This window comes from Paraburkholderia bryophila (assembly GCF_013409255.1).
Lineage (GTDB): Bacteria > Pseudomonadota > Gammaproteobacteria > Burkholderiales > Burkholderiaceae > Paraburkholderia.
Map to the genome: position 1 here is coordinate 3,705,939 of NZ_JACCAS010000001.1, position 15,387 is coordinate 3,721,325.

The window sequence follows — 15,387 nt, forward strand, 5'->3', positions numbered from 1 at the left end:
GGTTTATTGCTGCCAAACATTTGTCAGATCTGGCGGAAAGACGCGAAGGGATGGCGGCAAAGCCGCCGGCAAAACGCCTAGGTTTGAAGGGACGTTTTGCGGCCGCCGGTTGTCTGACGGTCTTGCGTAGTCAGCACCCTTAGTCAGCACCATCAGTCCTTTCCGGCAGGTACATCAGCTTGTTGACTTCGCTACCTTCGTTGCGGAGCGAGCCGGATTTCGCGCGAACGAGGCGAATATGCGGCGACTGCAAACCGGCCTGGTCAATCCGAGCGTGGGGTCGCGCTTGCGCGCGTGGCTGGCGATGGCGTTTGTCACGGCCTGTTTCGTTTCGTGCGGCGGCGGTTCGGGCGGCTCGTCGACGGTGGCGTCGGGCTCGGCGAGCGGTAGCGGTGGCGGTACGACGGGCGGTACCGGTTCGGGATCGGGCAGCACGGGTAGCGGCTCGACCGGCACCACGCCCGCACCCACCACCACGCCCACGGCGACCACGACGATTGCCTTCGCGACCGACGTGCTGATGCATCACAACGACCTCGGCCGCACCGGCCAGATGCTCGCCGAAACCACGCTCACGCCTGCCAACGTCAATTCCACGAGCTTCGGCAAGGTCGCGTTTCTTGCCGCCGACGGCAAAGTCGACGCGCAACCGCTCTTCGTCACCAGCCTGTCGATTGGAGGCACGTCGCACGATGTGGTCTACGTCGCGTCCGAGCACGATAGCCTCTATGCGTACGACGCCAATACCTTCGCGCTACTGTGGCAGGTCTCGCTGACCGGCCGCGGCGAAACCTCCAGCGACAATTTCAGTTGCCAGGACTTCACACCGGAAATCGGCATCACGTCGACGCCGGTGATCGACCGCAACCGTGGACCGAACGGCGTGCTGTACGCGGTGGCGATGACGAAAGACGGCAGCGGTAACTATCACCATCGTTTGCATGCACTCGATCTGGCGACCGGCGCGGAGTTGTTCGGCGGGCCAACGGAGATCGCGGCGAGCTTTCCGGGCAACGGTGCGGGCAGTGTCAACGGCGTCATCACTTTTAGCGCGTCGATGTATACGGAGCGCGCGGCGCTGACGCTGGTGGGCGGCAACATCTATATGGGCTGGACTTCGCACTGCATGTCGGGCGCTTACACCGGCTGGATCATGGCGTATAACGCCGACACGCTGCAGCAGACGGCCTCGCTCGACGTGACACCGAACGGCAGTCAGGGCTCGTTCTGGATGGCCGGTTCGGGGATGTCGTCGGACGGCACGTCGCTGTACGCCGTGGGCGCCAACGGCACGTTCGGCACCACGCTGAACGCGCAGGGTTTTCCGGTGGACGGCGACTATGGCGACTCGGCGATCAAGATGACCTTGGGCACGCTGCAGATCACCGATTACTTCGCGATGGACAACGTCGTAGCCGAGGCAAGCGCGGACAACGATTACGGCTCGGGCGGCGTGATGTTGTTGCCGGATCAGACCACTGCGGCGGGTGTCGTCAAGCACCTTGCGGTGACGGCGGGCAAGGATAACAACATCTATATTCTCGATCGCGATTCGATGGGCAAATTCAGTCCGACCGCGAACAATATCTGGCAGGAGTTGGTCGGGACTTTGGCGGGCGGGATCTGGGGATCGCCGGCTTATTACGGTGGGGTGGTGTACTACGGCGGATGGAACGATAGCCTGAAGGCGTTGCCGATCACGGGTGCGTATCTCGCGACGACGGCAGCGTCGAAGAGTTCGACTATGTTTGCTTATCCCGGGGCGACGCCGGCTGTGTCGGCCAACGGGTCGAGCAATGCGATCGTGTGGGCGGCGGAGAACGGCACGGTCGGCGCTTTGCATGCGTACAACGCCAGGAATCTCGCGAGCGAGTTGTACAACAGCAACCAGGCGGGGACGCGCGATCAATGGGGCGCGGGCAACAAGTTCATCACGCCGATGATCGCGCGTGGGAAGGTTTATGTTGGGGCGACGAATGGGGTGGCGGTGTTTGGGTTGTTGTGAGGGGTTGGGGTTGGCGGGAATTGCTGATGGTGGTTGCTTGGTGGTTTGCTTTGTGGGCCGACTCGCGGGCTGACTCGGAAGAGAAAAGCCCCTGCTCATTGCATGAGCAGGGGCTTTTTTGTTGCCGCTGTTGCCGCTGTTGCCGCGGCGCTCCTATTGCGGCGCTCTTATCGCGGTGAGTAGCGCATTTGGATTTAATGCGCGGCCCCACCGAGATGCGCTTATTCCGCGTCGCTCGCGGCAGCTTTACGCGGACGACGACTACGCGGTGCTGCTTTGCGCGCGGCTTTCTTCGCGGCCGGTTTGGCTGCCTGTTTTGTGGCTTCAGACGCTTCTTCCACTTCAACGCGCTCAACGGGCGCTGCCGATGCTTCAGCAGGCGCGGCGATTGCCGGTACGTCATCAATCGTTCGCGGCGCGCTCTGCTTCGCTTTCTTCGCCGCAGTCTTGCGCGGCGCGCGTGTCTTGCGACGCTCGGTCGGCTTGCCGGTCGGTTCCTGGTTCTTTTCCTCTGCTTCTTCCTCTTCGTTGTCTATGGCGTTCGGGGCAGGCTCAAAGTTCTGCGGGCCGGGCCACGGGAATACCGGCTGCTCGAAGAAGGCCGGCTCGCCGGCGGACAGAGCGTAGTCGTCTGTACTGTCCGCATTGTCCGGATTGTCCACATTGTCCGGTTGAGCTTGCACGGCGACGGTACGTTCGACGCTAGCGCGCTCTTCCTGGGCACCTTCCTGCTGACCACGGCCTGGCTTGCGATTGCCGCGGCCTCGACGACGCGATTCGTGTTTTCCACCTGACTCGGCCGACGCCGTTTCGGCGACCTGCGTTTCATCCAACTGCTCGGCGGACTCGACGATTTCAGCCAGTTCCTGCGCATTTTCGCTCACCGCGTTCGCGGCTGCGCTCCGATACACGTACGCGCCGGACTTCTCGTCGCGACCGAATTCGAGCAGACCGCGCGCATGGGCTTCTTCCAGCAGATTGCCGAAGGCGCGAAAACCGTAGTACGTCTCGTTGAAATCCGGCTTGCGGCGCTTGATCGCATTTTTCAGCACGGACGCCCAGATCTTGCCGCTGTCGCCGCGTTCGGAAGCGAGCGCGTCGAACGTTTGCACGGCGATCTCGACCGCTTTCGTGCGTCGTTTTTCGAGGTCGTCCTTGTTGCGGGTTTTCTCTTCGTCGGGTGCGCGTTTGGCTGTCGGCTGGGCGGCCTGTTGCGGGCGCGACGATTCGCGTTTGTCGACCGCGCGCTGACTCTCGCGCACGAGGTCGTCGTAAAAGAAAAACTCGTCGCAGTTCGCGATCAGCAGATCGGACGTGGATTGCTGCACGCCGACGCCGATCACCTGCTTGGCGTTCTCACGCAGCTTCGACACCAGCGGCGAGAAATCCGAATCGCCGCTGATAATCACGAACGTATTGACGTGCGATTTGGTGTAGCAGAGGTCGAGCGCGTCGACCACGAGCCGGATGTCGGCGGAATTCTTGCCCGATTGGCGCACGTGCGGAATCTCGATCAATTCGAAATTGGCCTCGTGCATTGCGCCTTTGAAACTCTTGTAGCGATCCCAGTCGCAATAGGCTTTCTTCACGACAATGCTGCCTTTGAGCAGCAGACGTTCGAGCACCAGCTTGATATCGAACTTGTCGTACTTCGCGTCGCGCACGCCGAGCGCGACATTTTCGAAGTCGCAGAATAGCGCCATGCTGACGGTTTCGTTGGATGACGCCATGTATATCTCCATTGAAGCGATTCGTCGAATTCGACGAATCGCGACCATGATAGCGATTCCAGCGGAGGTGATCAGCTTTTGTGTTCGTGGCGCACCGATGCGGGACGGGAAAATGTGCGGGTGACTTGGGTTTTTCGGCGGCGTGCCCAGCGCCGCTTCGCACCCGGCGCCGGGCTACATCTCCTGATGGCGGGTCGGACTACCGAGCGCCGCCCGCGTTTCCAGCACTTCATCGACAAGCCCATAGGCCTTCGCGTCATGTGCCGACATGAAGTTGTCACGGTCGGTGTCGTGCTCGATTTCCTCCACGCTGCGCCCGGTGCGTTCGGCCATCATGGCATTCAGTCGACCGCGCTGATAGAGCACCTCTCTAGCCTGAATCTCGACGTCTGCCGCCGTGCCCTGGCTGCCGCCGGACGGCTGGTGAATCATGATGCGCGCGTTCGGCAACGCATAGCGCTTGCCACGTTGCCCCGCGGTCAGCAGAAAGGTGCCCATGCTCGCGGCAAAGCCCGTGCACAACGTGGAGACTTCCGGCTTGATGAATTGCATAGTGTCGTAAATCGCCATGCCGTCGTACACCGATCCGCCCGGCGAATTGATGTAAAAAGAAATATCCTTGTCGGGATTCTCGGATTCCAGAAACAGCAACTGCGCGACGATCAGGCTGGCCGACTGATCGTTCACCGGCCCGACCAGAAACACAATCCGCTCGCGCAGCAGACGGGAATAGATGTCGTAAGCGCGCTCGCCGCGGCCGGACTGTTCGATGACGGTAGGCACGAGGCCGAGACCGGTGATGGAAGGGTAGCTGGATTGCATAGGTGCCTCGTGCTAGGCGGCGCGGCACCGTGGCCCGGTAGCGCGGCGGCTGATTCGTCGAACCGCGCGCCCGATGCGCCGGTTTCTGCTCATATGACGACGGCGCGGCCAGAAGCGTGACAGAAATATTTTTGCGTGCCGCTGTCACATCGGGGATAGCTGGGACGTCAAGCTGAAAAGGATGCCGATTTGCAGCGCGCGCCTGACCATCCCGCAGGCAGGCAGGCAGGCAGGCAGGCGCCGCGCGCTCACCACTACGCACGATCTGGAGGTCCACGCATGACAGAACAAGTAATCGACAAGGCATCCAGCTTCCAGGCCGCCCGCGCCCGCCTGTTCGCGCTGGCGTACCGAATGCTCGGCAGCCGCGCGGAAGCGGAAGACGTGGTCCAGGACGTCTGGCTCAAATGGCATCTCGCCGCCACGCAAGAGGTGCAGACGCCGGCGGCCTGGCTCACCACGCTCACCACGCGCACGGCGATCGATCGGCTGCGGCACGTGCAGCGCGAGCGGGCGTCGCAAGCTACCGGCTGGTTGCCGGAGCCTTGGCTCGACGAGGTGGCGCCGTCGGCGGAGGAGCTGGCCCTGCGCGCCGCTGAGATGTCATATGGCGTGATGCTGCTGCTCGAACGGCTGAAACCCGACGAACGCGCAGCTTTCGTGCTGCACGAGGCCTTCGACTGCGATTACGCGGAGATCGCGAAGATTCTCGAGCGCACGCCGGGCGCCTGCCGGCAGATCGTCCATCGGGCGAAGGAGCGTCTGCGGCGTGCCGGCGCACCGTTGGAGCGACCCGACCCGGCCGCACACGCACAGATCGTCGAGCGGCTGCGTTGCGCGCTGGAGGCGCAAGATCGCGTCGGCTTGCTGCGGCTCTTTGGCGAAGCGCCGGAAGTGGTCAGCGACGCGTACGCGTCGGCATCCGCACCCCAAGGGCTGCCCACATCCACTGCAACCCCTGTGTTCGCAACACGCGAACCAGCGGTGGCGGGTTGGATCGAGAAAGTCACGTCGCTGGCGCGGCACGCACGCCATGCGGAGATCGTGTCGGTGGGCGGCGCCACCTGCATCGCGCTGATCTGCGAGGGTGAGGTGGTCGGCGTGATCGACGTGTCCACGGGCGGTCTGCCGAGCGACTCGCCGAAGATCGTCGCATTGCGCGCGGTGACCAGCGCGACGCGTCTGCAATCGGCCAACCGTGCGCTGGGACGCGCGGCGATCATCCAACTGCTCGCGCGAATCCAGCGGGAAGCGGTGGTGTCAGTTGCGGTGCGCCGCGACTTCCCAGTTGATGTCTACGCATAGCACCTGCGTGCCGTTCGGCGTATGCGCGGCGATCGAGGCGGTCACGCAGAGGTGGGCTTCGTTAATCGACAGGTAAGGCGGCGTCAGATGCACGCGCCCGGGCGCGCGCATCGCCTGGATGAAGTAAGGCCGGCGCTCCCAGCTTGCGCCTTCCGAATGCAGCAGCGGCCGGAATCGCTTCGCGCGTTGCGATGCGCGACCCGGCGGCAGCACGTTGTCGCCGATCTGCCGGCCTGAGCCGTCCAGCACGAAGCAGCGCGCCGTCTCGCCGAGCGTGAGCAGCGGCGCGGTGGCCTGCGCAACCGACTCGCCCGCAACCAGTTGCGCGGCGGCGGTCTCCAGCGCCGTGACATAAGGGGCGAGGCGGGCCGACTGGGCGCGTTCGCGTGCCGCGACGCGTTCGCGCAGCGCTGCGGAGAGCGAGTCCATCAGGCCGGCCGCGGCCTGCGGCTTGACCGGTTCGACGCTCGCGCCCGCGAAGAATGCGCCCTGTACGAAGTCCACGTTGCATTCGAGCGCGATCAGCGCGTCGCGCTCGGTGCTGAGGCCGCCCATCAGCACCAGTTGCCCGGATTCATGCAGCAGCGAGACGAGGCCCGGCAACACCCGCTCGATGTGCGAGTGTTCGCTGGCTTGCGCGAGAATGCAGCGGTCGAGCGTGACGATGTCCGGCCGCAGATTCCACACGCGGTCAATGTTCGAGTGCTTGGCGCCGAAGCCGTCGAGCGCGATCAGGAAGCCGGATTTGCGCAGCGAGTCGATGATTTCGGCAAAGCGCGTGGTTTCGCCGCCGGCCTGCTCCGATACTTCCAGCACGACGCGTTGCGGCGGCAGCCCCAGCGCCTTGAGGCCGGCGAGCAGTGCGTCGCCGTAACTGGTGTCCATCAGCGCGGCCGGGTGCAGGCTCAGAAAGAGCCATTCGTCGTGACTGTCGAACGCGTTGAAGTTGCCCAGATGCAGCGATTCGGCGAGCCGCCCAAGTTCCAGCAGGTCGCCGCGCCGCGCGGCCTGCGTGAAGACTTCGTGCGAAGGCACTTGCTTCGCGTGCTCGTCGTGCGCGCGCAGCGAAGCGTGGTAGCCGATAGCGCGCCGGTGCGACACCGAGAAAACGGGCTGAAACACGCTGAAGACGGTGTAGCCGCCGTACAGAACGGTGCGCCGGGAGCCTTCGTCGCCGGCCATCGGGCGCGGGGGCTGGAAGCCGGGAGGATCGAGTTCGATCATGCTCATCTTGTCAGTCGTGTGGAGGTGGCGGTGCGCCTGCATGCTCGACACGAGTCCGCACGCGCTAAATGGGAGTTTACAGGATAGGCGAGCAAGAACTATGCGCGCGCGGAAACACACTACGCGTGCTCGCTTACCACGGTCTCCAGCGGCGATTGTGCGCCAGCGCGGGCGCGAAGGCCACGATTCGCACTTCGCTGGTGCGGCCCGCGCCCTGTTGCGGGTCGACGCTTCGGCTTTGGCGCCATGCCACGCGGTGCGCTCCCCTCAGGCGTGCTCCGCTTAGCCCCTCAGGTCCGCTCCGAAGGATCCGTCTTTCTCGCCGGCGTGCGAATGTCCGGCGCCAGTTGCGCGAAGATCCACGACGAGCCCGCCGTGATGATCCCCACGCACAAGAAGGTCGCGTGAAACGCGGGCAGCGAATTGGCCGCCGTCACGCGTGGCAGCAAGCCGGTGAAGGTCGCGAGCAGGGCGCCGGCTATCGTCACGCCGAGGCTCATCGACAGCATCTGGACCAGCGAAAACAAACTGTTGCCGCTGCTCGCGCCGCCGGTGCCCAGGTCTTTGAGCGTCAACGTGTTCATCGCGGTGAACTGCATCGAGTTGACGCCGCCGAAGAACGCCAGTTGCACGAGCCGCAGCCATAGCGGCTGATCCGCGCTGGTGAGCGCGAAGCTCGCCATGGTCAGACCGACCAGCACTGTGTTGACGATCAGTACGCTGCGATAGCTGTATTTCACGATCAGCTTTGTTACGAGCCGTTTGGACGCCATGCCCGCAGCCGCCACCGGCAGCATCATCATGCCGGCTTCGAAGGCGCTGTAGCCGAGACTCACCTGCAGCAGCAGCGGGATCAGATAAGGCATCGCGCCGCTGCCGATCCGCGCGAACAGATTGCCGAGCAAGCCGACGCTGAACGTGTGAATCTTGAAGAGGTCGAGCGAGAAGATCGGCGCAGGTTCGCGCACGGCATGCAGGCCATACGCGACGAACGCGGCGAGACTCAGAATCAGCAGCACCAGCACCGTGGCGTGCTGAATGCCGAACTCGGTGCGGCCGTCGAGCGCGAACGAGATGGCGACCATGCCCACCACTAGCAGCAGGTAACCTTTCATGTCGAATTTGCCGACGTGTTCGTTGCGGCTGTCCGGCATGAAGATGAACGTAGTGATGCAACCGACAATACCCACCGGCACGTTGATCAGAAAGATCCAGTGCCACGAGGCGATCTTCACGAGCCAGCCGCCGAGCGTCGGGCCAATCAGCGGTCCGATCAAACCGGGAATCGCCACGAACGACAACGCCGCTAAATAGCGCTCCGCAGGAAAAGTGCGCAGCACCGCGAGCCGTCCGACCGGCAGCAGCATCGCGCCGCCCACGCCTTGCACGATACGGAAGGCCACGAGCTGGTTCAGCGTATGCGCGTTCGCGCACAGCAGCGAGCCGATCGCGAACACGAGGATCGCGCTGAAGAAGACGCGCCGCGTGCCGAGCTTATCCGCAAGCCAGCCTGAGACCGGGATCATGACCGCCATCGTCAGCGAATAGGCGATCACGACCGACTGCATGCGCAGCGGCAATTCGCCGAGGCTTGTCGCCATGGCGGGCAGCGCGGTGTTGACGATGGTCGAGTCCAGCGTCTGCATGAAGAAGCCGGTGGCGACCAGCCACAGCATCACGGTCAGCGAGCGGGGAGAGGGCGAGGGCGAGGGCGAGGGCGAGGGCGAGGGCGACGGTGCAGCGTCGGAAGGGGCGGCGGGCAGGGTCGGCGGCGTGGTCATGGAGAGCGGCTGGGAGCGCGGAGACCCGCTGGAACGGGCAGGGACTCGCTATTCTAGGGAAAAGCGCGGGGCGACGCAGTGGGCATGCCGCACACGGCCTCACTCCGACGCCGGCAACGCCGCTGCCGCGCGAAAAAACGCCTGCGCCAGCGGGTCGTTGCCGAACGCGATATGGATCCGCGTCCACGGACTCATCTCCATACCCGGCCGGAAATAGTGGCCCGGCGCGACCGTCACGCCCATCGTCGCGCCGCACTCCACCAGCCGCTGCGCATTGCCGACATGCGGCACGCGAGCCCAGACGAACTTGCCGCCTACAGGCTTATCGAACAGCTCCCAGCCGGCGCTTTCGAGCGTCTGGATGGTCGAGCCGAGCGCCTCGCGCATGCGGCGGCGCAGACGTTCCAGGTACTTACGGTACGCGCCGCGCTCCAGCAGCGTGGCCGCGACCGCTTCGGCGAAGCGCGAACCGCCGATGGTCGTCAGCATCTTGATGTCGACCAAATCCTTGATGATCGCCGGGCTAGCCACCACGCAGCCGATTCGTAGCGACGACGACAGCGTCTTCGACAACCCGCCTACGTAGATCACATGTTCGAGTTGATCGAGCGTGGCGAGACGATCGGTGATATCAGTTTGAAGATCGGCGTAAATATCGTCTTCGATAATCGAGAAGCCGTGTTCGCGCGCCAGTTGCAACAGCCGGAAGGCGACCGGCGGCGCGACCGTGGTGCCGGTCGGATTGTGGAACACGGTGTTGATGAACAGCAGCTTGGGCCGGTGCAACTTCAACTGCGCTTGCATGACGTCGAGGTCGGGCCCGTTGCGGGTGCGCGGAATGCCGATCAGTTTCACGCCGTGCATCTTCAACAGACCGTACAGATTGTAGTACCCGGGGTCTTCGACAAAGATCGTGTCGCCGGCCTTGAGCAAGTAGCGCATCAGCAGATCGAACGCCTGGCTCGCGCCGTTGGTGATCACGATCTGCGAGGTGTCCGCCTGAATTCCCAACTGGCCGATGCGCGCCTGCAGATGCTCGCGCAAGGCCAGGTTGCCGAACGGGGTGGCGTAGTCGACCATGCTCGCGGGGTCGGTGCGCGAGACGTGGCGAATCGCCTGCGCGATGCTGTCCGTGTCGCGCCACGCTTCCGGAATGAAACCGCTGCCGAGCTTGAGCGTTTCGCCGGGGTGGTTGAACTGCTGTAGCAGGTGATCCGTGTCCTCTTCGGCGCGGCGCGGATCCGAGGTGCCCTGGCAAGACGCGCCCACCGGCTGCCGATCGGCGACATAGAACCCCGAGCCGTGGCGCGAGTCGACATAGCCGAGCGACACCAGCCGGTCATACGCCTCGATCACGGGGAAGCGGCTCACACCGTAGTCGGCAGCGAACTGGCGGATCGACGGCAGTTTCGAGCCGGGATGCGCGGTGCGCGTCCGGATCCACCCGGTAACGCCGGTGACGATCTGCTCGGTCAGCGGCACGCCGTTGTCCCGATCGAGCTGAATGTCGAGTTTCATACGGTTATCTCCTTCACCGTTGGGCGAGGCGATCCTTCGACCTCTCGACCTGACAACTGTCCGGTTTTTTGACTGAACAGTTCCGATGAAAGTGTTCGGAACTGTGCATGGGTATCCGATGATCCTACGTCAATAATCGGTACAACAGAAAAGTTCTTTGAAGGAGAACGGCGATGCGTGAAGTCCGGATTTTTGAATTGGAACAGGGCGAACCCGTGGCGGCCTGGCGTGTCGCGCGTCCGTCGATTTTCAAGGTGATCTCGGGCGAGATCTGGCTGACCGTCGAAGGCGAAACCATGGATCATTGGCTCGCCACCGGCGAATCGGTCGAGTTGCCGCGGCATGCGGTGGCGTGGATCAGCGCCGGTCAGGCCGGCGCGCGTTTCGCAGTGGCGAGCGGCTCGGAACACGTGGCGGCCAAGCTGATTCCGGGGCTGTCGGCGTTCAGTTGGCTGCCGCGCTGGTTGAGCGCGGCTTGATGGGCTGAGCCAGCCTAATAATCCCCAACGTAGCGCGCGCGTGGCCGGATCAAGCGGCCGTCGCGCGCCTGTTCCATGGCGTGCGCGATCCAGCCGACCACCCGGCCCACGGCAAACAACGTGAACGCCGCGCCGGCCGGCAAGCCGAGCACGCGTTCGATCGCGACCAGCGCATAGTCCACGTTCGGTTGCGCGCCAGTCGTGTCGTGCACCGTGCGCGCCAGCGCGAGCACGTCGTCGAGCGGCGAGCGGGCCGGCGCGCAGTCGGCGAGCAGGCTCAGCAGGACGCGCGCGCGCGGATCGCCATCCGGGTACAGCGGATGCCCGAAGCCCGACAGCGTCGGTCCGTGCGCGCCGTGTTCGAGGCGCGCGAAGCGGTTCGCGAGATACCGGTCGAGATCGGGCGCGCGCGACGCTTCTTCGAGCAACGCGGCGATCCGCACGGTCTCGCCGCCATGTCGCGGCCCGGACAACGCGGCGAGTCCCCCACCCACCGCGCCGAACAAATGCGTTCCTGTCGACGTGATGCAGCGCACGGTAAACGTCGACGCATTCAGCTCATGATCCGCGCAGGCCACGAGAGCCGCCCTCAACAACCCGGCCTGCTGACGGTTGCGCACCTGCCACGCCGTCGCGAGTTGCCGGTGCAGCGGTTCGTTCGACGGCGCCGCCGAGATCATCGCGGCGGCCAGCAGCCGCATCACGGCGCACGCGGTGTCGAGTTGCGCATCGCGGCCGAGCGCCCACACGCGCGGCATCTGCGCCGCGGCGGCCGGCAACAGCACGAGCGCGCGGTCGAGCGGCGTGCTGTCGCCCCACAGTTTCAACCATGCGCTCCATTGCGCGGCGGCGAACGGTACCGCTGGCGCCTGAGCGATGCGGCGCTCGCTGCATTCCCATAGCAACGCGGCGACGTCCTCCAGCGACGCGCTACCCGCCAGTTCCATCGCATCACGCCCGCGGTACAGCAGGCGGCCGTCCGCCACCAGCGTGATCGACGATTCGAGCACCGGCACGCCCCAGTCCAGCACCTTCTGCGCGACCTTGCCGGCGCGCTTGCCGTCTTCCTTGCGTTTCGCGAGGCGGCGCACTTCGGCGGCGTCGTAGAGGCGGTGCTTGCTTTGCGCATCCGGCGTCGATTGAAGCATGCCGCGGCTCACGTACGCGTACAGCGTGGGCAGGCTGATGCCGAGCGCGGCGGCGGCTTCCGGTGCGGTCAGAAAATTCGGGGCGGGCATGGGAGCGGGCATGAAAACCGGTAAGAACCGAAGAAATCAATATATATTGATTATCATAATCAAGGTTGATCGCGAAGGGATGAAATTCTAGACTCGGTTTCACTTTCCCTCGCTTCGGTACGAACGCCATGACGCCTGAACTTGCTCTCAAACAGATCTGGACGCTCGCGGGCTGCGACCCGACTGCGCTGCACGCCGTCACCCTGAGCGGTGACGATCCGGGCTTGCCGTCGGTCTTCCGGGTTGGCAGCCTGGCGTCGGCGACCATCGCCGCGACCGGCCTCGCGGCGGCCGAATATCACCGCTTGCGCACGGGCCACCGGCAGCATGTCGCGGTGCAGATGCGGCGCGCGCTCGCGTCGTTTCGCAGCGAACGGTATTTGCGTATCGACGACGGGCCGCCGCCCGCGTTGCGCGATCCGGTGATGGGTTTCTACGAGACGCGCGACGGCCGCTGGATTCAACTGCACACGAATTTCCCGCACCACCTGCAGGGGGTGTTGACGGTGCTCGGTTGCGAGAACAGCCGTGCCGCGGTGGCTGCCGCGATCCACGAGTGGGACGGCGCAACGCTCGACCAGACGCTCGCCGATGCGGGCCTCTGTGCGGCGCTGATTCGCACGCCCGAGGCGTGGGCCACGCTCGACCAGGCGCAGGCCATCGCGGGCTTGCCGCTGTTCGAGATCGAGCGCATCGGCGACGCGCCGGTCGAACCGCCGCGCATCGGCGACGCGAATCGGGCATTGGCGGGGGTGCGGGTGCTGGATCTGTCGCGCATCATCGCGGGGCCGGTGGCGGGCCGCGCGCTTGCGCAACACGGCGCGGACGTGCTGATGATCAACGGTCCGCATTTGCCGAACATCGCGCCGCTGGTGATCGACAACGGACGCGGCAAGCGCTCGGCGCTGGTCGATCTGCGCGAGGCGGCCGGGCGTGAAACCTTGCGCGGCCTAGCCGGCGGCGCCGACGTATTTTTGCAGGCCTATCGCCCCGGCGCGCTGGCGGCGCGCGGCTTCGGTCCCGAAGAACTGGCGCGGATCCGGCCGGGCATCGTGTATGTGTCGGTGTCCGCATATGGACACGAAGGTCCGTGGTCGCAACGGCGCGGCTTCGACAGCCTGGTGCAGTCGGCGAGCGGCATTGCGTCGACCGAGCGGCAGGCGGCGGGCTGGACCGAGCCGAAACATCTGCCGTGTCAGGCGCTCGATCACGCGACCGGCTATCTCGCCGCGTTCGGCGCGATGGTCGCGTTGGCGCGGCGCGCGACCGAAGGCGGAAGCTGGCACGTGCGGCTCTCGCTGGCGCAAACGGGACGCTGGTTGCAGTCGTTCGGGCAGATTGCCGATGGCTGGAAAGCGCCCGATGTGTCGATCGACGACGTGCGCGATTGTCTGGGGACGGTGGCCTCCGACTTCGGCCGCGTGCTGGGCGTGTTGCCCGCAGAAGAGCTGGACGAAACGCCGGCGTTTTTCGCCATGCCGCCGGCCCGGCTAGGCGCGCACGAGGCCAGGTGGTAGGGGCCGCGCTCGGCGCTAACGGTCGCGTGGCCTACTTCCGCAACTCCGCGACGAAGTCGTAGTAATCGTTGCGGCAATACGTGTCGGTCAATTCGATGGCCCGCTGGTCGGCGGTGTAGCCCACGCGGGTGATCAGCAGTAGCGCGTCGTTCGGCGCGATGCTCATTTGCTGCGCGATTTCGTCGCTGGCGTTCACGGCGCGGAAGTGCTGCAGCGCGCGCACGATCGTCAGTCCGCGCTGTTCGAGGTACGTGTACAACGAATCGCCGATAGCTTGCGGATCGGGAATCACCGCGGAAGGGAAAGTGGAATTCTCCACCGCCATCACGATGCCGTCGGCCAGCCGCAATCGCCGCAAACGCGTGACCGCGGCGGCGGGCGACAAGCCGAGCTGAATCACTTCGTCGCGATTGGCCGGCAGGATTTCGCGCGACAGCCACTTCGAACTCGGCGTGAAACCCCGGCGCCGCAGCATTTCGCTAAAGCTCGACAGACGCGACAGCGGATCTTCATAGCGCGGTGTGATGAAACTGCCCGCGCCCTGCGTGCGCCGGATCAGGCCTTGCTCGACCAGCAACGCGATCGCCTTGCGCGACGTGATGCGCGATACGCCGAGCGCTTCGGACAGCACGCGCTCCGAGGGCAGGGCCTCGCCGGCGTTCCAGCGGTTTTCGTGAATCGCGGTGCCGAGCTTGCGGGCAAGTTGCAGATACAGCGGCGTGTCGTTTTCCGGGTCCGGGCGCAGATCGCGCCAGCGGTCTTCCGAGGCAGAGGTCATGGGGCTCACGCAAGAAGGGCAAGCGGCAATTCTATGACATCGGCGCGCTGCGTTATAGCGGGCTTTTGCCTGGTGCCTGATCGAATGCCCGTTCAGCCGCTAAACTCGTCGTGTAATTTCCGGCCACTTCGAGGAGTCAGCATGACGAGCGATATCGCAAGCGTGAGCCTGCCCGACGGCGAACGCATTCCAAAACTGGGGCAGGGCACGTGGGAGATGGGCGAGGCGCCGACCCGGCGCGCGGCCGAAATCGCCGCGCTGCGCTGCGGGATCGAACTGGGCATGACGCTGATCGATACGGCGGAAATGTACGGCGACGGCGCGACCGAACAGCTACTCGGCGAAGCGCTCGACGGCTTGCGCGATCAGGTGTTTCTGGTCAGCAAGGTGTATCCGCATAACGCCAGCCGGCGCGGCGTGATCGCGGCCTGCGAACAGAGCCTCAAGCGCTTGAAGACCGACCGGCTCGATCTGTATCTGCTGCACTGGCGCGGCTCGGTGCCGCTCGCGGAAACCGTCGAAGGTTTCGAGGCGCTGCGTCAGGCGGGCAAGATTCGCCATTGGGGCGTCAGCAATTTCGACACCGACGACATGGAAGAACTGGTCGCGACGCCTGGCGGCGATGCGTGCGCGACCAATCAGATTTTGTATAACGTGGCGCGTCGCGGGCCGGAGTTCGACCTGCTGCCGTGGCTCGCCGCGCACAAGATGCCGGCGATGGCCTACAGCCCGGTCGATCACGCGCGTTTGCCGAAGCGCTCGCCGCTCGACGATATCGCCGACGCGCGCGGCGTCTCGGTGTTTCAGGTGGCGCTCGCGTGGGTGTTGCGCGAGCCGGGCGTGTTCGCGATTCCGAAGACGGGGCGCGTCGAGCATGTGCAAGACAACTATCGCGCGTTGCAACTGCGGCTCGGCGCCGATGAGCTCGCGACGCTCGACGCCTACTTCAAACCGCCGCGCAGCAAGCGGGCGCTCGAAATGCTGTGAGCG

Annotated in this window: 12 protein-coding genes; 5 read left to right on the top strand and 7 right to left on the bottom strand. The window is 64.8% G+C overall.

Annotated features, from left to right (window positions below; genetic code table 11):
- Positions 1-304: 304 nt before the first annotated feature.
- Complete coding sequence (locus tag GGD40_RS16590) at positions 305-2,005, top strand: PQQ-binding-like beta-propeller repeat protein (protein ID WP_257030520.1); 1,701 nt, start codon at positions 305-307, stop codon at positions 2,003-2,005.
- A gap of 221 nt (positions 2,006-2,226) precedes the next feature.
- Here the strand turns inward: GGD40_RS16590 and GGD40_RS16595 are convergent, their stop codons facing one another.
- The gene (locus GGD40_RS16595) at positions 2,227-3,735 is read right to left on the bottom strand and encodes an NYN domain-containing protein (protein WP_179703235.1); all 1,509 of its coding nucleotides are present in this window, start codon (positions 3,733-3,735) and stop codon (positions 2,227-2,229) included.
- A 174-nt stretch (positions 3,736-3,909) separates the two neighbouring features.
- Positions 3,910-4,557, bottom strand: coding sequence for an ATP-dependent Clp endopeptidase proteolytic subunit ClpP (clpP, locus tag GGD40_RS16600; RefSeq protein ID WP_179703236.1), 648 nt, complete (start codon positions 4,555-4,557; stop codon positions 3,910-3,912).
- A 279-nt stretch (positions 4,558-4,836) separates the two neighbouring features.
- Here clpP and GGD40_RS16605 point away from each other — a divergent pair, with 279 nt between their 5' ends.
- Positions 4,837-5,862 (top strand): sigma-70 family RNA polymerase sigma factor, encoded by a 1,026-nt coding sequence (locus tag GGD40_RS16605; protein WP_179744279.1) that lies wholly within the window; start codon positions 4,837-4,839, stop codon positions 5,860-5,862.
- Here the strand turns inward: GGD40_RS16605 and GGD40_RS16610 are convergent.
- The 3 genes from GGD40_RS16610 to GGD40_RS16620 all read right to left on the bottom strand — a co-directional run bounded on the left by GGD40_RS16610 (position 5,818) and on the right by GGD40_RS16620 (position 10,385).
- A complete protein-coding gene (locus tag GGD40_RS16610) occupies positions 5,818-7,092 on the bottom strand; it encodes an EAL domain-containing protein (RefSeq protein ID WP_035548158.1) in 1,275 nt (424 codons plus the stop codon). The two genes, GGD40_RS16605 and GGD40_RS16610, sit on opposite strands and share 45 nt — an antisense overlap.
- Before the next feature lie 284 nt (positions 7,093-7,376).
- Complete coding sequence (mdtD, locus tag GGD40_RS16615; RefSeq protein WP_179744280.1) at positions 7,377-8,867, bottom strand: multidrug transporter subunit MdtD; 1,491 nt, start codon at positions 8,865-8,867, stop codon at positions 7,377-7,379.
- Positions 8,868-8,966: 99 nt separating this feature from the next.
- Positions 8,967-10,385, bottom strand: coding sequence for an aminotransferase-like domain-containing protein (locus tag GGD40_RS16620; protein ID WP_179744281.1), 1,419 nt, complete (start codon positions 10,383-10,385; stop codon positions 8,967-8,969).
- Between the two features lie 173 nt (positions 10,386-10,558).
- Here GGD40_RS16620 and GGD40_RS16625 point away from each other — a divergent pair, with 173 nt between their 5' ends.
- Complete coding sequence (locus GGD40_RS16625; RefSeq protein ID WP_179744282.1) at positions 10,559-10,864, top strand: DUF2917 domain-containing protein; 306 nt, start codon at positions 10,559-10,561, stop codon at positions 10,862-10,864.
- A gap of 14 nt (positions 10,865-10,878) precedes the next feature.
- On the opposite strand, the gene GGD40_RS16630 is transcribed toward GGD40_RS16625, so the two are convergent.
- Complete coding sequence (locus tag GGD40_RS16630; RefSeq protein WP_179744283.1) at positions 10,879-12,102, bottom strand: citrate/2-methylcitrate synthase; 1,224 nt, start codon at positions 12,100-12,102, stop codon at positions 10,879-10,881.
- 128 nt (positions 12,103-12,230) lie between these two features.
- Here GGD40_RS16630 and GGD40_RS16635 point away from each other — a divergent pair, with 128 nt between their 5' ends.
- Positions 12,231-13,619, top strand: a complete 1,389-nt coding sequence (locus GGD40_RS16635) for a CoA transferase (protein WP_179744284.1) — start codon at positions 12,231-12,233, stop codon at positions 13,617-13,619.
- 31 nt (positions 13,620-13,650) lie between these two features.
- Here the strand turns inward: GGD40_RS16635 and GGD40_RS16640 are convergent, their stop codons facing one another.
- Positions 13,651-14,397 carry a GntR family transcriptional regulator gene (locus GGD40_RS16640; RefSeq protein WP_111929571.1) on the bottom strand — a complete coding sequence of 249 codons (747 nt, stop codon included), beginning with the start codon at positions 14,395-14,397 and terminating at the stop codon, positions 13,651-13,653.
- 141 nt (positions 14,398-14,538) lie between these two features.
- Here GGD40_RS16640 and GGD40_RS16645 point away from each other — a divergent pair, with 141 nt between their 5' ends.
- Positions 14,539-15,384 carry an aldo/keto reductase gene (locus GGD40_RS16645; RefSeq protein ID WP_179744285.1) on the top strand — a complete coding sequence of 282 codons (846 nt, stop codon included), beginning with the start codon at positions 14,539-14,541 and terminating at the stop codon, positions 15,382-15,384.
- Positions 15,385-15,387 lie beyond the last annotated feature (3 nt).